Genomic DNA, 25,606 nt, shown 5'->3' with positions numbered 1-25,606 from the left:
ACAATTATCATAAATAGTAATGATTATTCAAAAATACTAACTTTGAAAGGAACGGTTGTTAATTCGGGTATAAAATTTTTGGATACGTGTTTTTATTCTTAAATTTCCACTTCAAAATTGCTTCTTATGAAAAAACCAATACTCTTAGCCGCTCTAATCATACAAACCGTCTCTTGGGCGCAGGTTTCCACTGGAACTCTGCAACAAAGTTTGGAAACTAAAAAACAATTAAAAAATCAATCGCTATTTCAAAAGGTTACACTCGAAAATGTGGGTCCAACAGTAATGAGTGGACGCGTTGTTGATGTAGCTGTAAACCCTGAAAACCCAACTGAATTTTATGTAGGATATGCTTCGGGAGGACTATGGTATACCAATAATAACGGAATGAGTTTTTCAGCTGTTATGGATGCGGCGCCTACACAAAATATAGGTGATATCGCAGTAGACTGGAAAACGGGTACGATTTGGGTAGGAACAGGTGAGGTAAATTCTTCGCGTTCTTCGTATGCGGGAATCGGGATTTTAAAATCAGAAGATAAAGGGAAAACGTGGCAAAATATGGGGTTGCAAGACAGCCATCATATTAGTAGAATTCTTTTAAATCCTACTGTTCCTAATGAAATTGTAGTAGGCGTAGTAGGGCATTTGTATTCAAAAAATGAGGAACGTGGTATTTATAGAACGACTGATGGCGGTAAATCGTGGAATAAAACTTTGTTCTTAGACAACGAAACTGGGATTATAGATGTGGCTGTTTCACCAAAAAATTTCAATATTCAATACGCAGCGGCTTGGAGTAAAGATAGAAAAGCGTGGGATTTTAAAGGTAGTGGTGCTGCATCTGGCATTTATAAAAGTGAAGATGCGGGCGTAACTTGGAAGCTTTTTTCGACTGCTGATAGCGGATTTCCCACTGGTGAGGGTGTAGGTAGAATTGGTTTAGCGGTTTATGATGACACTACGGTTTATGCTATTTTAGACAATCAATTTAAAAGGCCTCTTGATACTAAAAAAAGTAGTTCCTTAGCAACTGCTTTTGCTGTGCCGGGTGACGAATTCTTACAGCTGCCTAATAAAAGTTTGAATTCTATTTTAAAGAACTTCGGTTTAACCGAAAAGTACCGCGCCGAAAATATTAAACATTGGGTACAAAACGGATATTTGCAGCCTAATGAGGCGGGAAAATTGGTATTGGAATCCATTAGTAGTCTAGCGGATGCCGAAGTAATTGGAGCAGAAGTTTATAAAACGACCAACGGAGGCACGAAGTGGACCAAAACACATACTGGATTTATAGACGATTTCTTTTATTCCTACGGGTATTATTTCAGTTCAATTTCAGTAGATCCAAGTAATGCAGATAAAATTTATTTATCAGGAGTACCGGTTATCAAATCAGATGATGGCGGAAAAACATTTAAATCAATTAGTGAAGAAAATGTACATTCTGATCATCATATTGTTTGGGTAAATCCTAATAAATCTGGGCATTTGATTAATGGGAACGATGGTGGTTTGAATATTTCCTATGACGATGGAGCACACTGGTTCAAAGGCAATTCACATGGAGTAAGCCAATTTTATGCGGTGAATGTAGATGAGCAAGAACCTTATAATATTTATGGTGGTATGCAAGACAATGGCGTTTGGGTAGGCCCGAGCAACTATAAATTTTCTTCTGATTGGCTCCAAGATGGGAAGTATCCTTATGAAAATTTAATGGGTGGTGACGGAATGCAAATTCAAATTGACAAGCGCAATCCAAATATTGTTTTCACAGGTTTTCAGTTTGGAAATTATTATCGAATCGATCGTGCCACTAACAAACGCGAGTACGTTTCGCCAAAGCCGAAAAAAGATGAAAAACCATTTCGTTTCAATTGGCAAACACCTATTTTATTGTCTTCCCACAATCAAGATATTTTGTATATGGGATCCAATTTTTTACATCGTTCCATGAATCAAGGACAAACTTGGACGGCTATTTCACCTGATTTGACTAATGGAACTAAGGAAGGTAATGTTGCTTTTGGAACCATTGCCGCAATAAGCGAAAGCCAATTGCAATTTGGTTTACTGTACGCTGGAAGTGACGATGGATTGATTTATGTTTCTAAAGATGGCGGTGTAAGTTGGAACAAAATTTCGACCAATTTACCGCAAAACTTATGGGTTTCAAGAGTAACGGCTTCTACACATAAAAAGGAGCGCGTATATGCTACCTTAAACGGATACCGTAATGACGATTTCACTAGTTACGTATATATCTCCGATGATTATGGACAAACGTGGACCAGTATTGTTGGGAATGTACCAGTAAGTCCAGTAAATGTTATTGCTGAAGACAATTTAAATGAAAACATCTTGTATTTAGGAACAGATAACGGCTTGTATGTTTCTTTGAACAGAGGAAAAAGTTGGGAAGATTTTTCGAATGGTATGCCAAATGTAGCTGTCCATGATGTAGTGATTCAAAAGAAAGCGAGAGACTTAGTCGTAGGAACACATGGTCGATCCATTTATAAAGTCAACGTGGATCAAATAGAGCAACTAACTGATAAAGTCCTAGCGGAAAACGTACATATTTTTGAAATAAATAAAATCAAAAAATCAAAAGATTGGGGAAACAGTTGGAGTTCATGGGCCAAAGTTACTGATCCAAAAGCTACTATTTGGTTTTATTCCAATACTGATTCAGAAGTAGTACTTCAAGGGGAGAATAGTTTTAAAGAAGTAATTTTTTCTCAAAAAGTACAAGCAGTAAAAGGATTGAACAAATATGTGTATGACTTAGCGGTTCCAAAAGAGATTGCGGAAAAAGCAGTAGCGAAAGACAAAAAATTAAAATGGGAAGCGGCAAAAAATGGAAAGTATTACCTTCCTGTTTCTATAAATAAAATCAGCATTCAAAAAGGAAAAGAGAAAGTAGTTACTAATCTTGAAATTATAGAATCGAAATAAATAGTACTGTTTTTAAAAAGTAAAAAGCACGATTCCATTTGGAATCGTGCTTTTTTTTTGGAGCATAATATTTTTAAAACTGTGCAGTTTCAGTAGAGTCTTTCATTGCAGTTGTAGAGGATTTACCAAGTGTCACGGTGTTTTGTACTGCATCAAAATAGGATGTTCCTACAAAACCTTGGTGTTTTACGGCTTTGAATCCGTGTTGTTGCAACGCAAATTCTCTTTCTTGCAATTCAGAATATCCGGCCATTCCTCTTTCTTTGTAAGCTTTAGACAATTCGAACATACTTGTATTTAGCGCGTGAAATCCAGCTAAAGTAATGAATTGGAATTTGTATCCCATTGCAGCAAGATCCTCGCGGAACGTTTCCATTTCAGCAACTGATAATTTTGCGGCCCAATTAAATGATGGAGAACAATTGTATGCCAACATTTTTCCTGGGAATTTTGCGTGAATTCCTTCAGCAAATTTTCTTGCGTAATCAAGATCCGGATTGCTGGTTTCCATCCAAATCAAATCGGCGTATGGTGCGTAACTCAATCCTCTATCAATACCTTGTTCTACGCCACAGTTTACATAGAAAAATCCTTCTCCAGTTTTTTCACCCGTGATGAATTTTGCATCTCTTGGATCAATGTCGCTAGTTAGTAAGTTGGCAGCATCAGCATCAGTTCGGGCAACTACAATAGTTGGTGTTCCCATAACATCAGCGGCTAAACGGGCTGCAATTAGTTTATTGATAGCTTCTTGCGTAGGAACTAATACTTTACCACCAAGGTGTCCACATTTTTTTGCAGAACTCAATTGGTCTTCAAAGTGAACTCCTGCAGCTCCTGCTTCAATCATCGCCTTCATTAACTCAAAAGCGTTTAGGTTTCCACCAAAACCTGCCTCGGCATCGGCAACAATAGGAACTAAGTAGTCTTTTTTGTCTGTAGTTCCGTTTACTACCTGTATTTGGTCTGCACGTAAAAGTGCATTATTAATTCGTTTTACTACTAATGGAACGCTGTTCGCAGGATATAAAGATTGGTCAGGGTACATTTCCCCTGCAACATTGGCATCTGCTGCTACTTGCCATCCGCTCAAATAGATAGCGTCTAATCCTGCTTCTACTTCTTGAATGGCTTGATTTCCAGTTAGTGCGCCAAGTCCAGCTACAAAATCCTGAGAATTTAGTTTACTCCACAAGGTATTAGCTCCAATTCTGGCGACACTGTGTTCAATTTGATACGATCCTTGTAGTTTCACCACTTCTTCAGCAGTATAAGGGCGCTCGATGCCGTTCCATCTTGGGTTTGTAATCCAGTCGGTAACTAATTCTTGAATTCTTGTTTCAGTAGTTTTCATAGTATTTGTAATAGTTTAATGGTGTTTAATAATTGTATGTTGATGCTAATTGTAGTGTATTTGTTATTGATCTTAAATGTATTTGTATCCGGGAAGGGTTAAAAATTCGATAAAGGTGTCGTTTACAACTAGCTCGTCCAATAATTGTTCTGCCAGTCTGTATTTTTGTTTTTCATGATTTTCATCCCCAACTAAATTTCTTATTTTTTCAAATTCTTCCATGGCTAAGCGATGGTAATAACTTTCATTTAATATTTTTCCATTGTCTAAAATCACTTTGTTTTGGAGCCACTGCCATAATTGCGATCTTGAGATTTCAGCGGTAGCGGCATCTTCCATCAAATTGTGTAATGCTGCTGCACCTTGGCCGTTGAGCCATGAAGCAAGGTATAAAACGGATATGCTGATGTTTTTTCGAATCCCTTCTACGGTAATTGTTCCTTTTGGAGTTTCTAGTAAGTCCTGTTCCGTCACTTTTATATCTTCTCGTTTTACGTGAATTTGATTTTTGGTAGGCATGTGTTGGTCAAATACGTTCATGGCAAGTGCAACTAAATCGGGATGCGCTACCCAGGTGCCATCATGACCATTTTTAACCTCACGTTCTTTATCAGCTATTACTTTGTTGAAAGCAATGGCATTAGCTGCTTCATCATTTTTTATCGGAATCTGAGCTGCCATACCACCTATAGCGTGAATGCAACGTTTGTGACATCTTTGAATCACCAGTTGGGAATAAGCACTCATAAAAGGCGAAGTCATGGTCACTTGATCTCTGTTAGGAACAATAAATGCTGGGTTATTTCGTAATTTTTTAATGTAAGAAAAGATATAATCCCATCGTCCGCAGTTTAAACCAACAATATGATCTCTGAGCTCATAAATGATTTCGTCCAATTGAAAACTAGCCGTTATCGTTTCGATTAGAACGGTGGCTTTGAATGTCCCATTTTGTTCACCCAAATAATCCTGTGCTAATTCAAACACTTCATTCCACCATCTTGCTTCTAAATAATGCTCGAGTTTAGGTAAATAAAAGTAAGGTGCCGTGCCGTTTTTAATTAGTTCTAAGTGATTGTGAAATGCGTATAAGCCAAAATCAACCAGAGAACCTGAAAGTGGCTGACCATTAACAAGTATATTTTTTTCAGATAAGTGCAAACCTCTTGGACGAACGAGTAGTACGGCAGTTTTATCTTTTAAGCTGTATTTTTTGTTTTTTACTGTATCCTCGAGACTTATGGTTTTATTTACGGCGTCTTTTAAATTTTGTTGCCCCGTCATTAAATTACTCCATGTAGGTGACGTGCTGTCTTCAAAATCAGCCATGAAGGTTTTTGCGCCAGAATTGAGAGCATTAATAACCATTTTTCGATCTACAGGACCAGTTATTTCCACTCGTCGATCTAATAAATCAGTAGGAATGGCCGCTGCACGCCAATTACTTTCTCTGATGTTTTTAGTTTCAGCAGGAAAAGTGGGCAATGCGCCTGCGTCAAATAAAGCTTGTTGTTTTTTTCGATTTTCTAAAAGTACAAGTCGCTGTGGATTGAAATTTTCATGAAGTAAGGACAAGAAAGTCATTGCTTCATCAGTTAAGATTTCCGGATAACGTTCCGTAGTTTCTTCTGAAAAATTTAACAAATTATCTGAATATACTTCTTTAAAATTCATGATTGACTTATTTAATGAAACACTTATTGGCTTTTTGATAAGAATATTTAATTATTCAACACTGCAATACTACAAAAAGTTTTTTACAAAACAAGCGAACGTACGCTAAAAATTGAAAATAATTTTTTTGACGTCAATTTTTTTTGATGTATCTTTGAAATATGAACATAGAAAAGGATTATATCAAGCTGATTTTTGGACTGAAACTCAAGCAAGCACGCACGAATAAAAATTTATCCTTATTTGGCTTAGCCAAAATCACCGATTTGTCAAAATCGTATTTAAACGAAATTGAAAAAGGGAAAAAGTATCCCAAAACAGATAAAATCATTCTGCTTTCTGAGAAATTGGAGGTTTCGTATGATAGTATGGTGTCTTTAAAGCTGGATAATAATTTGGCGCCAATTGGTGAAATATTGAAATCAGGTATTTTGAAAGAGATTCCGTTGGATCTTTTTGGCATACAGGAAAATGATTTGATTGATATTATTGCAAATGCTCCTGCAAAAGTCAATGCGTTTATCAGCACTATTATTGAGATTGCACAACATTATAACTTGACAAGAGAGAGTTTCTTTTTGGCTTCTTTGCGTTCGTATCAAGAAGCGCATACCAACTATTTTGAAGATTTAGAACAAAAAGTCATACAGTTTTTCCAATCGTTTCATGTTAATATGGAGGTTCAAATTTCTATAGAAGAACTGACTGCAATTTTGATTGAAGAATATGGTTATACGATCGAAGAATTGGTTTTTTCGGAGCAAGATCAGTTGGGCGATTTGCGATCTATTTTTGTTCCAAAAAGTAAAACACTACTACTTTCAAAGGATATAGACGAGCCACAAAAAGCCTTTATATTAGCCAAAGAAATCGCTTATAATTTTCTCCAAATCACAGAACGATTGTATACGTTCAGTTGGATTAAGTTTGATAACTTTGATCAGGTCCTCAATAATTTTTACGCTTCTTATTTTGCAGGTGCCTTGCTTATTCCTAGGCAAAAATTAATAGATGAACTCAATGTTTTTCTGTCAAAATCAGATCCAAAACCGCAAGAAATGGTCGCTTTAATGAGTAGTTTTAACGTATCACCTGAATCTTTTTATCAAAGACTGACAAATATTTTACCTAAAGATTTTCAGTTAAAAAATCTCTTTTTTCTACGCTTGTCACATCAAATAGGAACCGATACGTATCAGATAAAAAAAGAGTTGCACATTACCAATCAGCAAGAACCGCACGCGAACGAGATGAATGAGCATTATTGCCGTCGTTGGGTTTCTATACGTACTATTGAGGAGTCTTTGAGGCAAAAGAAAAGTCATTTTTTTGATGCGCAAATTTCCAGTTATGAAAATAGTAAAAATGAATATTTAGTCTTTTCATCCGCCACGCCTGATCCTTTCAAAACCAATTGCATTCGAAGTATTTCGGTTGGAATTTTGATTACGCCTGGAATGAAAAAGAAATTTAAATTTATGGAGAACAATTCCGTACAAAAGCAAGTTGTAGGTGTTACCTGCGAGACGTGTGCGGTTAAGGATTGTTTGGAGAGAGCCTCGCCACCGATTCATTTAGAGCAAAAAATGCGTAACGAAAACACAGCATTAATCGTGGAGCAGTATGTAGCGAAGTACAGTTAGTTTATTTGGTTGCCCTAGTATTATATTATTGTTAAATAATTTAGCAAGGTTATTCTGTATTATTATTTTAATATCTTCGTGATAATTAATTTTCTAACCCTCAACTTAATGAAAAAAACAATTCGTTTCAATTTTATTTTGCTAGCATTTTGCTCATTTTTGATTGTTTCTTGTTCTGATAATACTGAAATCTCAGATGCTGCTGCATCTATTGATCGTAAAGAGTATATTAAGTATGGTAAGAAATTAGAAAACCCTTATGCTTTAAAGAACATGAGAAAGGCTTTAATTAGCTTAAAAGAAAAATCAAAATCAGCTACTAGTAGAGAATCTGTTGACTCTTTTGCTGATTTTGTAATAGATCCCAATTATCTTTACGTAGAGATAGCTCCTATATCAGCAGCTCAGGAAGCGGAAATAAAACAAGATAGTTCTTTAATTGTATTTGACTATCCACTAGATTATGAGTTTACGGATCAAGTTCTTGACTCTAGACCTCAATTAGCGCCTAATGAGTTCCCTGTTTATTACAGTGCTATAAAGATTGACTCTGATTTAGCAAGCGAGTCGTATTACCAAACTTTAGAACAGCTTTATATACCAGAAGAAGATCCTTATTTTGATGATGGTTTAACGATACAAAATAAAGTAGATAAAAAAATTATTCAAAAGAGACAAGTATTTTTTGATGAATTATTGGAAGAGGCTTACAGATTAACGGGTAATGAGTATCAAGGAAAGTCTGATAAAACACCTGCTAATCGATTGATTTTTGGAACTAGATGGTGGCCTAGTGGGACTATTTCAATTTTTGATGAAGTAGCAGGTAGAAACGTACCAGTTGTTGGTGTAAAAGTTTTAATTAGACAAGGCTTTACCGTGAGGCACGCCATTACCGATGAAAACGGTTATTTTAAAACAAGTTCTGTGAGAGGAAGTGCACGGTACATTATTCAATGGGAACGTTATGATTACAGTATACGTAATGGTGCTTTATTTCAAGCGGAATTACGTGGACCCATGAAAAAGGACGAAGCTTGGAATTATACCATCAATAATGGTTCAGGCGATAGTGATGATAAGTACCATGCCCTAATACATCAAGCAGCACATGATTATTATTATGGTCATCGATTTGGACTAATTTCTCCGCCACGAAATGGATTTGCCAATAATCAAATGAAGATTGCAGCAAGAGAAGTTGCTGGTGCTTCATATCATATACATACGCCTAGTGAGCTAACAATTGGTTTGTATCCAAGAGTTGTTGTAAAAGAATGGGGTAGTGCGGCAGATAAAATTTATGGCACAACGATACATGAGTTAACCCATGCTGCACATTCTGTTTTAGATAGAATTAATTATGATCTTTTGGTTAAAGATGCTTTCTTTGGTGATTTCAGCGCAGCTATTAGAAACAGAAATAGAAGACTGTTAGAAACCTGGCCAACAACGGTAGAAGTTGTAATGACTTTGGAAAGGTATAGAACGAAATTTGGTGATTCATCATATGAGTATGGAAATACAAATGGGTTTTTCTATAGAAACATGCAGAGAAAGACTATATTAGAGGATAATCTTTATACTTCATGTGGATTCGATATGATTGACAACATGAATCAAAGAGATTTTTTTGGAAATACTTATCCTATTGATAATGTTAGTGGTTATACAATAAGCCAACTACAAGTTGCTTTAGTTGGTGCAAGTTCTTGGAATGAATGGCGTGACAATATCAAAAACAGATACAATAACCCAACTGAAATTTACTTAGATGAATTGTTTAACAACTGGCAAGATTAAGATTATGAAAAAATTACTCTATATTTATTTAGTGTCGTTGCTGCTTTTAAGCTGCACAGATCAAGGAAACGGTAAATTTTACAAATATACTATTGAAAATAAAAGCGGGAAAAATATTAAGATTAGTTCATACAGAAGTACTTATCCTAAAAGAGACATCCCAATTGTTATGGTTTTAAATAATGGACAAAGTTTGACTAAAACATTTCAAGATAATTTACCTCCATCAGGGTATGATTTTGCAGTTTTTTTTAATGGAGATTTAATTGTTGTAAATTATGAAAATCTTAAATTTCAAAAATACGATTTTTATGATGGTAAAATATGTGACCAAAACCCATTATTTAACAGCCCATTTTGTAAAAGCGGTACCACTGTGACATTTACTTTTACTCCAGAAGATTTTCAAAACGCACAAGATTGCGGTGGGAATTGTAATTAATAGCATTCAAACCCTTACAGCGTAGCTAACTCTGAAAAGGGTTGTAATAATGTAAGAAAAGAATAAGTTGCTTTAGTTGGTGCAAAATCTTGGTTGCAATGGCAAGATAATATCGAAAACAAATACGATAACCCAACTGAAATTCACTTAGATGAATTGTTTAACAACTGGCAAGATTAAGATTATGAAAAAAATTGTATCAATAATCATTGTTGTTTTATTGGCAACAAGTTGTACAGATCAAGGAGGAGATAGAAATTATAATTATCGCATCAGTAATAATTCTGGAGTTGTTATAGAAATGATGCCTTTTTACAATGGAGTAAAGGATATAAGTAACAAGGTAATTGTAAAGAATCTGGCTGATATTAAATATCAATTCACGGATACGCCGCCTGATGGCGGTGGGCCTAGAATGGAATATATAGCTTTAACAAGCTCTAAAATTCAAAATAATTTAACGCATATTGAGGTTTTTTTTGATAACAAAAAAAAGGTGATTTATCAAGAATGTACAGCAACAAATCAATGTTTTAATCAACCTAGAAACATTTTTAATCCAGTTTTTAGTGCAGAGCAAACCGAAGTTTATACCATCACTCCAGAGGATTATCTAAACGCACAAGATTGTGGCGGGAATTCTAATTAAAAATATAAAAAACGAGATTTAGGTTGTAAAAAAGGCTGTCTTCAAAAATTGGAGAAAGCCTTTTCTTTTGTAATAAACTTGTATTGAAAATTCAATATGTTAAAGATTTTATTACTCCACCCATTTGTAATAACGAGCTCCTAGTAAGTTGGAGTTTTCGCTCTCAATACGATCCAAAATCCATTCGTTTTTTGGGGCGCAAACGCTGATTTTTTGTTCTTTTTTATGCAGTTTTTCATAGGTTTCAAAGTCTATTTCAAAGCTTTTTTTTAAAGTCTCAAAGAGGTTTACGTCTTTTAGGGCAAATTGCCAGTCTTGTTGGATGGTTCCTTCGAAAACTTTTGATTTTGATCCGCTTCCGTAGGCTAAGAAACCAAATATACTTCCAGCTATTTCTTTTTGAGTATCGTTAAAATGTGCTAAAGTCGATAATAAGCCCATAAAAATAGATCCTGTATAAAGATTTCCTATCAAGGACGAAGCAGTTTCTGCGGGCATTAATTTTTCAGTTACAAACGCTTTGTAAGTCCCAGATTTACTGATTTCTTTTAACTTTTTTTGGTACTCCTCAGCATCTTCAGTACCTGTAATAGTTGCATTGGAAGCATCCAAAGCATAAATTTCAGTTAGCATGCGTCGTCCTTGATAGGCGTACGGTAAGTGCATGACAATACTTTTCCAAGAATCATATAATGTCTCACCAGAGTTTTTTAATTTCTTACAGGAGAAATAAGCATCTTTGGTCCTGTCCATATAGCACTGATTGGAGTATTGGCCATCAAATATGGGTTGGTCTTTATGGATTTCTATTTCACTTTCTAAATTGTCAAACCAAGGTTCATTTGTTGCATTGCCAGTGATTTCTTTTTTAGAAAGGGTTCGGTGCGGTTTAAAGAAATCAAAAACGCCTTTGGTACTGGTCGCCCAATGGTTTTCAAAGGCAATAATTCTGGGATTGGCGGTAAGCAGCATTGCTAGTGCGCCTGCGCCTTGCGTGTATTCGCCAGTAGAATTTAAATCGTATTTAGCAAAATCGGTTGCAACAACAATTGCTTTTTTCGTGGGGTTCAACCGTATAAAATCAAGACAGTTTTGCATGGCATCTACGCCAGCAATACAAGCAAAAGTAAAATCGACCACATCACAGGAGGCTAAAGTATTTGCGCCAAATTTTTGTTCCATCAAGGCTACTAGAAAAGAGCTTATTGGTTTAGAGCTGTCTATAGCACTTTCAGTTCCAACATAAATTCGGGCGATATCGGTAAGATCAATATTGTGATCTACAATTAATTTAGTCAATGCGTTGGCGCCAAAAACTACAGCATCTTGGTGAACATCTGGCAATGTCATTTTGAGTAGCCCTAATCCTTTCTCTAATTTTTCGGGTTCAATAGATCTTGCATTCGCCAATGTGCGTATCGATAAATGTATTTTTGCTACATCAAAAGTTATTGCGTCAATTCCGGTTTTCATACTTCAATTTTTAAGAGTAAAGTTATAAATGCAGAACTCTGAAACCATCATTTTTTAATACATAAAATTAACTTCATCTGCGTTTTTACTAAATTGGAAATAAAGCATAGTAAAAACTATTGAATTACTATTTTAAGCGCTAATTGAAGCTTGGTTTATATCAATTTCGTGACGAGGTATTTAAGGTTTTTTTCTTTTTTGTCTAATCGTTTTTAAGGAGGTTTTTATATTTTTGAAAGCTAATTAGGGATTTCTTGATTTTCTGCATAAAACACTTTAAAATCATTATAAATAACAGCGAAAAGGTTGTAGTTACTGTCTAATTGACTTATTTTTGTATAATTTTTTAAAACAAATTATATAAATCTTATGGCAAAATCTGCATTATTGAAATCGTCAATAGCAAAAAAAGTAGCTATGGCACTTTCAGGACTTTTTTTGATGTTGTTTCTAGCACAGCACTTTTTTATCAATATGACATCGGTTTTCAGTGCCGATACTTTTAACTCTATATCTCATTTCATGGGAAATAATCCTGTGGTTCAGTTTGTTATTCAACCTGTTCTAATTGTTGGAGTTATTTTTCACTTCATTATGGGTTTTGTTCTAGATTTTAAAAACCGTGCTGCGAGACCAATCAAGTACGTAAAGAATAACGGGGCAGCGAGTTCTCCTTGGGCATCAAGAAACATGATTATTTCTGGATCAGTTGTTCTTGCATTCATTTTGGTGCATTTTTACGATTTTTGGGTTCCAGAAATGGTGTATAAGTATGTAGATGTTAGTCCGTTGAATGAAACAAGATATTTTCATGAATTAGCTGAAAAATTTGAAAGTCCAATTCGTACCGGATTATATTCCCTATCATTTCTATTATTATCATTGCACTTGTGGCACGGGTTCAGTTCTTCTTTTCAATCCGTTGGGTTTAATAATAAGTATTCAAGATCATTAAAAGGTTTCGGATATGCTTTTGCAATCGTAGTTCCTTTTGGGTTCATTTTTATTGCATTATTTCATCATTTTAATCATTAATATTAAATTATAAATGGCATTAGATTCAAAAATTCCAGCTGGTCCAATAGCGGACAAGTGGACAAATTATAAAGATCATATTAATTTAGTAAATCCAGCTAACAAGCGTAATATTGATATTATTGTTGTTGGTACAGGTCTTGCAGGTAGCTCTGCGGCTGCAACCTTAGCTGAATTAGGATATAACGTAAAATCATTTTGCTTTCAAGATTCACCACGTCGTGCACACTCTATTGCTGCACAAGGGGGAATTAATGCTGCAAAAAATTATCAAGGAGATGGAGATTCAACTTTCCGCTTGTTTTACGATACTGTAAAAGGAGGAGATTACCGCTCAAGAGAAGCTAATGTGCACAGACTAGCTGAGGTTTCTGTAAATATTATTGACCAATGCGTAATGCAAGGTGTACCATTGGCACGTGAATACGGTGGACTACTTGATAACCGCTCTTTTGGAGGGACTTTGGTAGCGAGAACTTTTTATGCCAAAGGACAAACAGGACAACAATTATTACTAGGTGCTTATTCTGCAATGAACCGTCAGATTGGTCGTGGAAAAATTAAATCGTACACCCGTCACGAAATGCAAGATTTGGTAGTGATTGACGGTAAAGCGAGAGGAATTATTGCTCGTGATTTAGTTACAGGAGAAATAGAAAGACATTCAGCACACGCTGTAGTTATTGCCTCTGGAGGATACGGAAATGTATTTTTCTTATCGACTTATGCGATGGGTAGTAATGCAACTGCTGCATGGAAAATCCATAAAAAAGGAGCTTTTTTTGCCAATCCTTGCTACACACAAATACACCCTACTTGTATCCCCGTTTCAGGAGATCACCAGTCTAAATTAACATTGATGTCAGAGTCTTTGCGTAATGACGGACGTATTTGGGTTCCTGCAAAATTAGAAGATGCACAAGCGATTCGTGAAGGGAAAAAGAAACCAACAGATTTGTCTGAAGCAGAAAGGGATTATTATTTAGAAAGACGTTACCCTGCTTTTGGTAATTTAGTTCCTAGAGATATTGCTTCTCGTGCTGCCAAAGAAAGATGTGATGCTGGATTTGGAGTTAACAAAACAGGTGAGGCGGTTTATTTAGACTTTGCTGCTGCAATTGAACGTTACGGAAAAGAGCAAGCGTATGTAAAAGGTTTAGATGCAAATGATACTGCTTTAGTAACTAAATTAGGTGCTGCGACTGTTGCTAACAAATATGGGAATTTATTCCAAATGTATGAGAAAATCGTAGACGAAGATCCATACGTTACCCCAATGATGATTTACCCTGCAGTACACTATACCATGGGAGGAACTTGGGTTGATTATAACTTACAAACTACAATTCCTGGATGTTTCTCTATTGGAGAGTCTAATTTCTCTGATCACGGAGCCAATAGACTAGGAGCTTCTGCTTTAATGCAAGGTTTAGCAGATGGTTATTTTGTATTGCCTTATACAATAGGGGATTATTTAGCTCCAGATATTAAAACGGGTAAAATCTCAACAGACTTACCTGAATTTGAAGAAGCAGAGAAAAATGTAAAAGCGCGTATTGAACGTTTTATCACAAATAATGGTACGCATTCTGTAGATTATTTCCATAAGAAATTAGGAAAAATCATGTGGAACAAAGTAGGTATGGCTCGTAATGCTAAAGGATTAACAGAAGCAATCGAAGAAATTGCAGCGTTAAGAGAAGAGTTTTACAAAGACGTAAAAGTACCAGGTGATGCTAATAGTTTTAATCAAGAATTAGACAAAGCAGGTCGCGTTGCTGATTTCTTAGAACTAGGTGAATTGTTTGCAAAAGATGCCTTACATCGTAATGAATCTTGTGGTGGACACTTCCGTGAGGAGTACCAATCTGAAGATGGTGAAGCACAACGAGATGATGAAAATTTTGCTTACGTTGCTGCTTGGGAGTACGTTGGTAAGCCAAGCGAAGCTGTTCTGCACAAAGAGCCACTCGTGTATGAAAATGTTAAACTAGTAACGCGTAGTTATAAATAGGAATCAGTCCTAGGGCAACAAGAAGGTTTGCTTCTTCCTAAAGCTCTTAGACTTTCAAACGAAAGAAAATATGAAACTTACATTAAAAATATGGCGTCAAGCCAACGCCAAAGCAGAAGGTAAAATCGTTGAATATCCAGTAGATGGAATCGAAGAGGATATGTCTTTTCTTGAAATGTTAGACGTTCTAAACGAAGGTTTAATCAACAAAGGAGATCTTCCAGTATCTTTTGACCACGATTGTCGCGAAGGAATTTGCGGTTCTTGCTCGTTGTACATCAACGGTGAGGCTCACGGTCCAGACAGACGCGTACCTACTTGTCAGTTGCACATGAGAATGTTCAAGGATGGAGACACCATTTTTATTGAGCCTTTTAGAGCAAAAGCGTTTCCAGTAATCAAAGATTTAGTGGTAGACAGAAGTGCATTTGATAGAATTCAGCAAGCAGGTGGTTTTGTTTCCATCAACACCTCAGGAAATCCGACTGATGCAAATGCGATTCCAATCCCTAAACACGATGCTGATAGAGCTTTTGATGCAGCAACTTGTATTGGTTGCGGAGCTTGTGTCGCGTCATGTAAAAACTCCTCTGCAATGCTATTTGTGTCGGCAAAAGTGTCCCAATATGCTTTATTGCCACAAGGTAAAATCGAAGCTGCGGATCGTGTGTTGAACATGGTAGCGCAAATGGATGCCGAAGGTTTTGGTAACTGTACCAATACTGGAGCATGCGAAGTAGAATGTCCTAAAGGAATTTCTTTAGAGAATATTGCCAGAATGAATAGAGAATATTTGTCTGCAAGTCTAAAAGGATAAAACTTTAAAATAGATTTTTTAAAAACGCATTCATTAATTTGAATGCGTTTTTTGTTTTTGGAGGTGTCTTTTTCTAGGCGAAAAGCCAAGAAAAAGTCGCGCTATCCGTTGCAATCTTTTATTTCATTGCATTTCATAAAAGGATTTTCACTACTATCCCTCACCCAAAAGTGAACTGTTGCTAAAATTCTAATTTAATTTTTAAAATGTTGCAACGATGAGTTTCAGTATAAGTTCCTTTTTTTACCTTTATAAAAACAAATAAATACAATGAAAGTATCCTTAATTCAATCGGTTCTAGTTTGGGAAAATCCAGAGGCAAATAGAAACCATTTCGAACAAAAAATCAATGCAATTCCTAATGACGTAGATTTAATTGTGCTCCCAGAAATGTTTACCAGCGGGTTCACCATGAATCCTACAGCAGTTGCCGAAACGATGCAGGGCGATACGGTTACTTGGCTTCAAACTTTGGCGAAAGCCAGAAACTGTGCCATAACAGGAAGTTTAGTTATTGCTGAAAACAATACGTTTTATAACCGATTGGTTTTTGTATTTCCATCAGGGGAAATTCAGTATTATGACAAAAGACATTTGTTTACGCTTTCTGGTGAAGACAAGGCATACACGCGAGGCAATCAAAAAGTTAGTATCGAATATATGGGTTGGAAAATTTGCCCACTGATTTGCTATGATTTACGTTTCCCTGCATTTTCAAGATATGCCGATGATTACGATCTATTGATTTATGTTGCAAGTTGGCCAAAAGTAAGGACTAATGCTTGGGATGCTTTGCTAAAAGCTCGTGCCATTGAAAACATGAGTTTTAGCATTGGAGTTAATAGATTGGGGACTGATGCAAATGGGTACGAATATATTGGTCATACACAAGCAGTCGATTATCTTGGTAATTATGTCTTAGAGCCAGAAGAATCTGAAGGCACTTTTTCTATTGTTTTAGACAAGCAAGCGATGCTTGAAACCAGGCAGAAATTAGGTTTTTTGAATGATCGAGATGTATTTGAAATTCAGCTGGATTAATTTTTATTTACTTTTTGCATCTTTCTTTTTGGGTTCGGGCAGATACGGTTTACTCAAATCAAAAATTTGGTTCCAATCCCAATTGGCTCTAATTTCAATTTCTTTAGAAAAATAAATGACTTCCTCAGCTTGAAGTTTCTCTAAATAGTTACCGGAATCCCATTCCTTATTTTTGTTGGCATCATAAATAGCGCGTAAGCTGTATAGTGCTGGATCAATAAGGTTAAAGTTTATTGTAGTTTTTTCTTCGGTAAATTCACTGGCTAAAACATCACCTTTTTCATTTGTAAGTTCAATGATTACAGGGAATTGTTTGACATTTGCTAAAACAACGGTAAGGTTCCCGTAATCTTCAACAGGTTTGGTGTTTAGTTTGAAGTTGAGCGTATCATTTGATTTTTCGAAAAAATCAGTTAATGCTCCCGGTAATATTTTGATCGTATAATTTTCTGAAGGTTCTTTTTTGAAATCAAAGTACAGTTTTTGATTATAATCATCGTATTCAGTAGTAAAAGGAACTGCAATTTTTGCTTTGTTGAGCAAGCTTATTTTTGAATTTTCTACGGTTGCTAGTGGCGTGCTACTTTCTATTGTAAATCGATCTCTAAATTTTAAATCATTAATTTGTAAAGCACTAAGATTTAAAGTGTCTTTTTTCTGATCTTTAATTTTAAAGGTAAAATTCGCCTCATATTTATCTTTGGCCACAGCCAAACGCAACGAATCGGTTTTGATAGGTTTGAACCAAATTTGAAGTGAGTCTTTTTTAGGAAATTTAGTTACTATATGTGTTAAATCGTCGGTACCATTTTTTAAAATTGTTTTTGGCCTATCTTTTCCATTGTTTAGTTTTCCTTCAAAGCCCATCAACAAACGATTTCCAGATGCTTGAGTTGGTTTAAAGGTTTTAAACGGAAGTTTTTCTTTGAACAATTCTAATTCGTAAACCGTGTCGTTTGGAATCGTAATCAGCTCTTTTATAAACCCAATTTTATCTGTTTTTGGATTGTATTTATTGTTGCTATTGTAGTCTTTAAGAGCTACCAGAAGATATTTCCCTGCTTTTAAATTCTCAAGTTGAAAAGTCTTTAAACTATCCAGGGTATTGGTTACATATTTTGGAGTCTGATTATATACAATAGAATCGGTAAAAGTATCATTTACTTCATACAACAGGACCGAAACAAATGATTCCACTTCTTTTTCGTAAGCGCTTTTTACCTTGCCGCGAAGGCTTAAGGAGTCAATATAATTTCCAGTAGAAAACACATACTTAAATTGATTGAACGGATTTCCTTCGTTATTGTCAGCTATACTTTGCCCAAAATTAAAACTATACGTGGTGTTGGGTTGCAAGGTGTCTTTGATTTTTATGGTAATTGTTTTGCTTGGAGTTGTAGGTAGAATTAAGGGTTCGTATTTCATTGGCGGTGAAATAATCAATTGCTTATTCAGATTTTTAAGTTTAATGTTTTCGTCAAAAACTAATTTAATTTCGTTGCCTTTAAAGTTTTTACTAAAATTTTCTGGGTAGCTTGCTTTCAAAACTGGTGCAATGGTATCTTTTAAACCACCAGTGATGGAGCCTCTTTTTGCGCATCCTATGGTTATTAATAGCAACAGTAAAAAGGTATATTTTAAATTGTTTTTCAACATATCAAATCTAAATTAGAATCTACAAAATAACAATTATAATTCATGCAATTGAAACTTTTTATAGATTTATTATGAGGTATTAAATTTTGCTTACTTTTTTAGCCTGCTTTTCTTTTTGTGTTTCTTAATGTTTAATTTTACATAAAATAAGTCTTGTTATGACTAGTTTTCAGTTAGAATATAATCCATCATAAAATAGATAGTACTAATAATGAGAAAAATAGAACACATAGGAATTGCTGTTAAGGATTTGGAAATTTCGAATGGCGTTTTCGAAAAACTCTTTGGCGTTCCCGCATATAAATTTGAAGAGGTAGCAAGCGAGGGAGTAACCACGTCTTTTTTTAAGAGTGGACCTAATAAAATTGAGCTCCTTGCTGCAACAAATCCAGAAAGTCCGATTGCTAAGTTTATCGAAAAAAAAGGAGAGGGAATTCACCATATCGCTTTTGATGTAGAAGATATTGTTGGTGAAATAGCGCGTTTACAAAAGGAAGGGTTTATTGTTTTAAATGAAATTCCAAAAAAAGGCGCTGACAACAAGTTAGTTGCATTTTTGCATCCAAAAAGTACAAACGGTGTTTTGATAGAGTTGTGTCAGGAAATAAAATAATTTAATGTTTCGCGAGAGGGTAGTATTCTAATTGTCAGTTAGTTTCTTTTTGGAATAAAGTAATAATTAAACTATATTCAAATCTAAGTGGAAAATATTTGGAGCAAATGAAAAATAGTAGTAATATTGCACATTCTAAACCGGTCCTATAGCTCAGCTGGTTAGAGCACCTGACTCATAATCAGGTGGTCCCTGGTTCGAGCCCAGGTGGGACCACAAAAAACCCCTCATATCTGCTGATATTGAGGGGTTTATTTTTTTACTTAAAACCAATTTAACAAAAAAAGCGTACATTTATTTTTTACTATCGTAGATAATTTCTACTTATGGTTTAATAAATCTTCCATAAAATTAGTATCTTTGAATCAATGGCAATAAAACTAAACAAACTTTATTTCATACTCATTTTCCTTTTGGGGATTGTGGATCTTTTTGCTGGGCCAGGAGGTTCTGGACCACCCGCTCCAACTGCAAGAAAACCACCACCTCCACCGGGATTGACAATTGATGATAATTTCTTAGTGCTAATTCTAGCTATTTTTTTTGGGATTTATTTTATATACCGCTATCAGCATAAAACAAAAACTCCAATCTAAAGTGGAGTTTTTATTTTTTATTAAGAATGCTGTTTTTTTGGATCGTTTCTATTTAGTTTACATGGTTAGTCAGAGCCTCTGTCAAATATCATGATTTTTCGATACAATCTTAATTATTTGTTGTATAATCTTGTAACGTATTTGCCAATTACATCAAATTCCAGATTTACCCTCGTGCCAATTGTGAAGTTTTTAAAAGTAGTATTTTCGTAAGTGTATGGGATAATAGCTACGCTAAACTCATTTTGTTTGGAATCAACTACGGTTAAACTCACACCATTTACAGTGATAGAGCCCTTTTCGATAGTGATATTGTTTAGTGTTTCGTCATATTTAAAGGTGTAACGCCAGCTTCCGTCAGTTTGTTTTGCAGTAATACAGGTTCCTGTCTGGTCTACATGTCCTTGAACGATGTGGCCGTCAAGCCTGTCACCAAGTTTCATCGCTCGTTCTAGATTCACTGTGTCTCCAATTTTCCAATCACCTAAATTTGTTTTTTGTACTGTTTCGTCAATGGCAGTTACCGTATAAAAAGTATCATTTATTGCAACGACAGTCAAGCAAATTCCATTATGCGCTACGCTTTGATCAATTTGTAATTCTCCTGTAATAGTAGAATTCATCGTAATATGAATATTGCTATTTTCTTTTTTTATTTCTTGGATAACGCCAAGTGTTTCTATTATTCCTGTGAACATTTCTTGTTTTATTTTACTAAATTTGCACTTCAAAATTAGCAATAAATAACGGTATGTCATTATGAAAAAAGCAGAAAATATAATAGTTGGAATTTCTATAGGAGATTTAAACGGTATCGGAAGCGAGGTTGTTTTAAAGGCATTCGAGGATACGCGCATGCTAGAGTTATGCACACCTGTTATCTTTGCTAATGTTAAGTTGTTGTCCTTTGTCAAGAAAAGTTTTCAATCTGACTCAGTATTACACGGAATTGATAAGCTGGATCAAATTGTTCCCGGAAAAATCAATGTTTTAAATGTTTGGAAAGAGGGAGTCGATCTGAATTTTGGTGTTGGTGATCCAAAGGCGGGTGAGTATGCTATAAAATCATTTGTTGCAGCAACAAAAGCCTTAAAAGACGATCTTATAGATGTGTTGGTGACCGCGCCTATCAATAAATATAACATCCAGTCGGAGGATTTTAAATTCCCGGGTCATACAGATTATTTGGATCAAGAACTAGAGGGCAATGCTCTTATGCTTATGGTTCAGGATAATTTACGAGTAGGACTGTTGACCGATCATATTCCGTTGAGTGAGGTAGCTTCTCATCTTACAGAAGAGTTGATCAAAAGAAAAATTGAAACGGTTAAACAATCATTGGTACGAGATTTTAGTATAAATAAGCCTAAAATTGCGGTTTTAGGATTGAATCCGCATTGTGGCGACGGTGGCGTTATTGGTACCGAAGATGATTTGGTGATCAAGCCAACCTTAAAAAAGATGTTTGATAAAGGAACTTTAGTTTTTGGACCTTTTGCCGCAGATGGTTTTTTTGGCAGCAATCAATATGAGAAATATGACGCTATTATTGCAGCCTACCATGATCAAGGACTAATTCCTTTTAAAACATTGTCTTTTGGGAATGGAGTAAATTATACAGCAGGTTTAAATAAAATAAGGACTTCGCCGGATCACGGAACTGCTTTTGATATTGCAGGAAAAGGAGTTGCTGATTTCAATTCATTCAAAGAGGCTGTTTATTTAGCAATTGATATTTATCATTCTAGAAATCAATATGCCGAAATCAGTGCAAAGCCTTTGAAAACAAAAGAAAAACAGTTGTGAACAAAAAAAAGTGAATAACATTATTAGATTTACAATAATTTTATATCTTTGCACTCCCGTTACGAATCGTTGTGATAGGGTCAAAATGTTGGTCAAATGAAGAAGACAAAAGAATTTTTAATTCCTTTCATAGGGTTAAAGCTAGGAAAACATCATTTTGAATATCAAATAAGTAATTCGTTCTTTGAAATCTTTGATTATAATGAATATCAAGATTCAAATATCAAAGTAAATGTAGTTTTAGAGAAAAAAAGTACGCTGTTAGAGTTGAGTTTTAAGCATAAAGGTGTTGTAAACGTGCCTTGTGATTTGACAAGCGAAGATTTTGACTTGCCAGTAAAAGGAAAAATGAAATTAATTGTTCGTTTTGACGAAGAATTTAATAATGATAATGAAGAATTATTAGTATTGCCTCATGGGGAGTTTGAATTAGATATTGCACAGTATATCTATGAAATGATAGTGTTGTCAGTACCTCTAAGACGGGTTCATCCTGGAGTTAAAGATGGAAGTTTAAAAACAGAAGCTTTGACTAAACTTAATGAACTGATAGTAAAAGAAGTAAAAAAAGAGAGTAAACAAGAAGAAAATATTGACCCACGTTGGGACAAATTAAAGCAACTATTAACGGATAAATAATATAGTAAAATGGCGCATCCTAAGAGAAAAATCTCCAAAACAAGAAGAGATAAAAGAAGAACACATTATAAAGCTACTGTAGCACAAATCGCTACTTGTCCTATCACAGGAGAAGCACATTTGTACCACAGAGCATATTGGCATGAAGGTAAAATGTACTACAGAGGGCAAGTTGTTATAGATAAATCTGTAGCTGTTGCTTAATACATTTTAGTAAATGATATTCGAACTCTCACATCGTGAGAGTTTTTTTGTTGTTTATGATTTTCATGAAATAAGAAGTTACAAATTAATCAAAATGGATTTTTTTTTTGTAATTTTCAAGTCTTTTAAAAATTTTTCAAATGATACCATTTGACAAAAAATAATAGCTTATAATGAATACAATTACAGCCGCAATAACCGCTGTTGGAGCATATGTTCCTGACTTTGTGTTAACAAACAAAGCACTTGAAACCATGGTAGATACCAATGACGAGTGGATTACCTCTCGTACAGGAATCAAAGAAAGGAGAATCCTTAAAGAAGATGGAAAAGGGACTTCTTTTTTGGCAATAAAAGCTGCACAAGATTTATTAGCTAAATCCAATATTGATCCCCTAGAAATCGATTTGGTTATAATGGCAACAGCAACTCCAGATATGCCAGTTGCATCAACGGGAGTATATGTAGCTACCGAAATTGGTGCTTTAAATGCCTTTGCTTATGATTTACAAGCAGCATGTTCTAGTTTCTTGTTTGGTATGTCAACAGCAGCTGCCTACATTGAATCCGGACGATATAAAAAAGTACTTTTGATAGGTGCTGATAAAATGTCTTCGATTGTAGATTATACAGATAGAGCAACCTGTATTATTTTTGGGGATGGTGCTGGTGCAGTTCTATTCGAACCTAATTATGAGGGTTTAGGATTGCAAGACGAGTATTTAAGAAGTGATGGAGTAGGAAGAGATTTTTTAAAGATTGATGCCGGAGGTTCTATACTTCCAGCTACTGCCGAAACGGTTCAAGATAACAAGCACAATATTATCCAAGACGGGAAAGCAGTATTTAAATATGCTGTTACTAACATGGCTGATTCAAGCGAATTGATTTTGAAAAGAAATAATCTGACAAATGAAGATGTTGATTGGTTAGTGCCACATCAGGCAAACAAGCGTATTATCGATGCAACTGCAAATCGAATGAATTTAGAAGATTCGAAAGTGTTGATGAACATTGAAAAATACGGAAACACTACTTCGGCTACTTTGCCATTAGTACTCAGTGATTTTGAGCATTTATTCAAAAAAGGAGATACAATAATTTTCGCTGCATTTGGAGGTGGATTCACTTGGGGATCTATCTATCTTAAATGGGCATACGATAAAAAATAAACTAAAACTAAAAACAAATAATCATGGATTTAAAAGAAATTCAAAATCTTATCAAGTTTGTAGCAAATTCAGGAGTTGCAGAAGTTAAATTAGAGATGGATGATGTAAAAATCACCATCAGAACAACCTTAGAAGGGAATGTAACTGAAACCACGTATGTTCAACAAATGCCAGCTCAAGCAGCGCTTCCACAAGCAGCAGCACCGCAACAAATTACTCCTGTTGCAGCAGTAGCAGAGGTGCCAGTTGTAGAGAATGCACACTATATCACTATAAAATCTCCAATTATTGGGACTTTTTACAGAAAACCTTCTCCAGACAAACCTATGTTTGTTGAGGTAGGGAAATCAATTGCTAAAGGTGATGTTTTGTGTGTAATTGAAGCCATGAAATTATTTAATGAAATTGAATCTGAAGTTTCAGGAAAAATAGTAAAAATATTGGTTGATGATATGTCACCAGTTGAGTTTGACCAACCTTTATTCTTGGTAGATCCATCTTAAATAAATTATGATTTATATATATTATGAATTGATTTTTAATCCATCATAATTTTAAAAACTTATCACTCATAACTTATAACTGAAAATAGATGTTTAAAAAAATATTAATTGCAAATAGAGGCGAAATTGCGTTACGCGTAATTAGAACGTGTAAAGAAATGGGAATTAAAACAGTAGCTGTTTACTCTACTGCCGATGCCGAAAGTCTACATGTTAAGTTTGCTGACGAAGCGGTTTGTATAGGACCACCTCCAAGTAACTTATCCTATTTAAAGATGTCAAATATTATTGCTGCTGCAGAAATCACCAATGCAGATGCAATACATCCAGGATACGGATTCCTTTCTGAAAATTCTAAATTTTCTAAAATTTGTCAAGAACACGGTATTAAATTCATTGGAGCTTCTCCAGAGATGATTGATAGAATGGGTGATAAAGCCTCGGCAAAATCAACTATGATTGAAGCTGGTGTGCCTTGTGTTCCCGGTTCTGTTGGGATTTTAGAATCATACGAACAAGCCTTACAATTATCAAGAGATTTTGGTTATCCAGTAATGCTTAAAGCAACTGCTGGTGGTGGAGGAAAAGGAATGAGAGCTGTTTGGAAAGAGGAAGAATTATTGAAAGCTTGGGAAGGCGCACGTCAAGAATCGGCTGCAGCTTTTGGAAATGATGGTATGTACTTAGAGAAATTAATCGAAGAGCCACGCCATATTGAAATTCAAGTTGTAGGTGATTCTTACGGAAAAGCGTGTCACTTATCAGAAAGAGATTGTTCGGTTCAACGACGTCATCAAAAACTTACTGAAGAAACGCCATCTCCATTTATGACCGATGAATTACGTACAAAAATGGGTGAAGCAGCGGTTAAAGCAGCAGAGTATATCAAATACGAAGGTGCTGGAACAGTAGAATTTTTGGTAGATAAAAACCGTAACTTCTACTTTATGGAAATGAATACTCGTATTCAAGTTGAACATCCAATTACGGAGCAAGTTATCGATTATGACTTGATTAGAGAGCAAATTATGGTTGCTGCTGGAATACCTATTTCTGGTAAAAATTACTTGCCTCAATTGCACGCGATAGAATGTAGAATTAATGCAGAAGATCCGTACAATGATTTCCGTCCGTCTCCAGGAAAAATCACAACCTTGCACATGCCAGGTGGACACGGAGTTCGTTTAGACACTCACGTTTATTCCGGCTATACGATTCCACCAAACTACGATTCTATGATTGCTAAATTGATAACTACTGCTCAAACGAGAGAAGAAGCGATTAGCAAAATGAGAAGAGCATTAGACGAATTTGTAATTGAAGGAATAAAAACTACCATTCCGTTTCACAGACAGTTAATGGACGATCCTAGATATATTTCAGGGGTGTATACAACAGCATTTATGGATACTTTTAAGATGAACGATCCTGAATAAAGATACTTTTTTTAAGTAAAAACCTTGCAGCGATGCAAGGTTTTTTTGTTTCATATTTTTTATAAAAAGTTA

Annotated in this window: 22 protein-coding genes and 1 tRNA gene; 18 read left to right on the top strand and 5 right to left on the bottom strand. The window is 35.2% G+C overall.

Features of this window, described 5'->3' with window-relative positions; all coding sequences use genetic code 11:
* The first annotated feature begins 126 nt into the window (after window positions 1-126).
* Window positions 127-2,964 carry a glycosyl hydrolase gene (locus ACNQGB_RS02200; protein ID WP_417944934.1) on the top strand — a complete coding sequence of 946 codons (2,838 nt, stop codon included), beginning with the start codon at window positions 127-129 and terminating at the stop codon, window positions 2,962-2,964.
* A 73-nt stretch (window positions 2,965-3,037) separates the two neighbouring features.
* Here the strand turns inward: ACNQGB_RS02200 and aceA are convergent, their stop codons facing one another.
* Both aceA and aceB read right to left on the bottom strand, forming a co-directional pair.
* Window positions 3,038-4,318: an isocitrate lyase gene (gene aceA, locus ACNQGB_RS02195; protein ID WP_417944932.1), complete on the bottom strand. Its 1,281-nt coding sequence runs from the start codon at window positions 4,316-4,318 to the stop codon at window positions 3,038-3,040.
* A gap of 72 nt (window positions 4,319-4,390) precedes the next feature.
* A complete protein-coding gene (aceB, locus tag ACNQGB_RS02190; protein WP_417944930.1) occupies window positions 4,391-5,992 on the bottom strand; it encodes a malate synthase A in 1,602 nt (533 codons plus the stop codon).
* 161 nt (window positions 5,993-6,153) lie between these two features.
* Here aceB and ACNQGB_RS02185 point away from each other — a divergent pair, with 161 nt between their 5' ends.
* The 4 genes from ACNQGB_RS02185 to ACNQGB_RS02170 all read left to right on the top strand — a co-directional run bounded on the left by ACNQGB_RS02185 (window position 6,154) and on the right by ACNQGB_RS02170 (window position 10,529).
* Window positions 6,154-7,635 carry a helix-turn-helix domain-containing protein gene (locus tag ACNQGB_RS02185; RefSeq protein ID WP_417944928.1) on the top strand — a complete coding sequence of 494 codons (1,482 nt, stop codon included), beginning with the start codon at window positions 6,154-6,156 and terminating at the stop codon, window positions 7,633-7,635.
* 273 nt (window positions 7,636-7,908) lie between these two features.
* Complete coding sequence (locus ACNQGB_RS02180) at window positions 7,909-9,438, top strand: hypothetical protein (protein ID WP_417944926.1); 1,530 nt, start codon at window positions 7,909-7,911, stop codon at window positions 9,436-9,438.
* Between the two features lie 4 nt (window positions 9,439-9,442).
* The gene (locus tag ACNQGB_RS02175) at window positions 9,443-9,880 is read left to right on the top strand and encodes a hypothetical protein (protein WP_417944924.1); all 438 of its coding nucleotides are present in this window, start codon (window positions 9,443-9,445) and stop codon (window positions 9,878-9,880) included.
* Window positions 9,881-10,064: 184 nt separating this feature from the next.
* Window positions 10,065-10,529 (top strand): hypothetical protein, encoded by a 465-nt coding sequence (locus tag ACNQGB_RS02170; RefSeq protein ID WP_417944922.1) that lies wholly within the window; start codon window positions 10,065-10,067, stop codon window positions 10,527-10,529.
* A gap of 111 nt (window positions 10,530-10,640) precedes the next feature.
* Here the strand turns inward: ACNQGB_RS02170 and ACNQGB_RS02165 are convergent, their stop codons facing one another.
* Window positions 10,641-12,002: a hydroxymethylglutaryl-CoA synthase family protein gene (locus ACNQGB_RS02165; RefSeq protein ID WP_417944920.1), complete on the bottom strand. Its 1,362-nt coding sequence runs from the start codon at window positions 12,000-12,002 to the stop codon at window positions 10,641-10,643.
* Between the two features lie 369 nt (window positions 12,003-12,371).
* On the opposite strand from ACNQGB_RS02165, the gene ACNQGB_RS02160 reads away from it, so the two are divergent.
* The 4 genes from ACNQGB_RS02160 to ACNQGB_RS02145 all read left to right on the top strand — a co-directional run bounded on the left by ACNQGB_RS02160 (window position 12,372) and on the right by ACNQGB_RS02145 (window position 16,909).
* The gene (locus ACNQGB_RS02160) at window positions 12,372-13,037 is read left to right on the top strand and encodes a succinate dehydrogenase cytochrome b subunit (RefSeq protein ID WP_417944918.1); all 666 of its coding nucleotides are present in this window, start codon (window positions 12,372-12,374) and stop codon (window positions 13,035-13,037) included.
* 13 nt (window positions 13,038-13,050) lie between these two features.
* On the top strand, window positions 13,051-15,051 hold the full coding sequence (locus tag ACNQGB_RS02155; protein WP_417944916.1) for a fumarate reductase/succinate dehydrogenase flavoprotein subunit: 2,001 nt from the start codon (window positions 13,051-13,053) through the stop codon (window positions 15,049-15,051).
* Window positions 15,052-15,121: 70 nt separating this feature from the next.
* Window positions 15,122-15,868, top strand: coding sequence for a succinate dehydrogenase/fumarate reductase iron-sulfur subunit (locus tag ACNQGB_RS02150; protein ID WP_417944914.1), 747 nt, complete (start codon window positions 15,122-15,124; stop codon window positions 15,866-15,868).
* 270 nt (window positions 15,869-16,138) lie between these two features.
* On the top strand, window positions 16,139-16,909 hold the full coding sequence (locus ACNQGB_RS02145; RefSeq protein WP_417944912.1) for a nitrilase family protein: 771 nt from the start codon (window positions 16,139-16,141) through the stop codon (window positions 16,907-16,909).
* A 3-nt stretch (window positions 16,910-16,912) separates the two neighbouring features.
* Here ACNQGB_RS02145 and ACNQGB_RS02140 read toward each other — a convergent pair whose 3' ends face one another.
* Window positions 16,913-18,565 carry an Ig-like domain-containing domain gene (locus ACNQGB_RS02140; RefSeq protein ID WP_417944910.1) on the bottom strand — a complete coding sequence of 551 codons (1,653 nt, stop codon included), beginning with the start codon at window positions 18,563-18,565 and terminating at the stop codon, window positions 16,913-16,915.
* A gap of 211 nt (window positions 18,566-18,776) precedes the next feature.
* On the opposite strand from ACNQGB_RS02140, the gene mce reads away from it, so the two are divergent.
* From mce to ACNQGB_RS02125, 3 genes are all read left to right on the top strand, one after another.
* Complete coding sequence (mce, locus tag ACNQGB_RS02135; RefSeq protein WP_417944908.1) at window positions 18,777-19,178, top strand: methylmalonyl-CoA epimerase; 402 nt, start codon at window positions 18,777-18,779, stop codon at window positions 19,176-19,178.
* 142 nt (window positions 19,179-19,320) lie between these two features.
* Window positions 19,321-19,394: transfer RNA gene (locus tag ACNQGB_RS02130), tRNA-Ile, on the top strand.
* A 152-nt stretch (window positions 19,395-19,546) separates the two neighbouring features.
* A complete protein-coding gene (locus tag ACNQGB_RS02125; protein WP_417944906.1) occupies window positions 19,547-19,774 on the top strand; it encodes a hypothetical protein in 228 nt (75 codons plus the stop codon).
* A 113-nt stretch (window positions 19,775-19,887) separates the two neighbouring features.
* Here ACNQGB_RS02125 and ACNQGB_RS02120 read toward each other — a convergent pair whose 3' ends face one another.
* Entirely contained in the window at window positions 19,888-20,472 is a 585-nt protein-coding gene (locus ACNQGB_RS02120; RefSeq protein WP_417944904.1) for a riboflavin synthase, read from the bottom strand.
* Between the two features lie 58 nt (window positions 20,473-20,530).
* Between ACNQGB_RS02120 and pdxA the strand changes: the two genes are divergently transcribed.
* From pdxA to accC, 6 genes are all read left to right on the top strand, one after another.
* Entirely contained in the window at window positions 20,531-21,580 is a 1,050-nt protein-coding gene (gene pdxA, locus ACNQGB_RS02115) for a 4-hydroxythreonine-4-phosphate dehydrogenase PdxA (RefSeq protein ID WP_417944957.1), read from the top strand.
* 96 nt (window positions 21,581-21,676) lie between these two features.
* On the top strand, window positions 21,677-22,219 hold the full coding sequence (locus ACNQGB_RS02110; protein WP_417944903.1) for a YceD family protein: 543 nt from the start codon (window positions 21,677-21,679) through the stop codon (window positions 22,217-22,219).
* 9 nt (window positions 22,220-22,228) lie between these two features.
* Window positions 22,229-22,423 carry a 50S ribosomal protein L32 gene (gene rpmF / locus ACNQGB_RS02105; RefSeq protein ID WP_007137315.1) on the top strand — a complete coding sequence of 65 codons (195 nt, stop codon included), beginning with the start codon at window positions 22,229-22,231 and terminating at the stop codon, window positions 22,421-22,423.
* A 173-nt stretch (window positions 22,424-22,596) separates the two neighbouring features.
* Complete coding sequence (locus ACNQGB_RS02100) at window positions 22,597-23,595, top strand: beta-ketoacyl-ACP synthase III (RefSeq protein WP_417944901.1); 999 nt, start codon at window positions 22,597-22,599, stop codon at window positions 23,593-23,595.
* Window positions 23,596-23,618: 23 nt separating this feature from the next.
* Window positions 23,619-24,098: an acetyl-CoA carboxylase biotin carboxyl carrier protein gene (gene accB / locus ACNQGB_RS02095; protein WP_417944899.1), complete on the top strand. Its 480-nt coding sequence runs from the start codon at window positions 23,619-23,621 to the stop codon at window positions 24,096-24,098.
* Between the two features lie 89 nt (window positions 24,099-24,187).
* Complete coding sequence (gene accC / locus ACNQGB_RS02090) at window positions 24,188-25,534, top strand: acetyl-CoA carboxylase biotin carboxylase subunit (protein WP_309759778.1); 1,347 nt, start codon at window positions 24,188-24,190, stop codon at window positions 25,532-25,534.
* Window positions 25,535-25,606: the final 72 nt, after the last annotated feature.

The organism is Flavobacterium frigidum (assembly GCF_048286795.2).
Note: the sequence above shows the minus strand (reverse complement) of the source record. Positions and strands in the feature narration are given on the sequence as shown.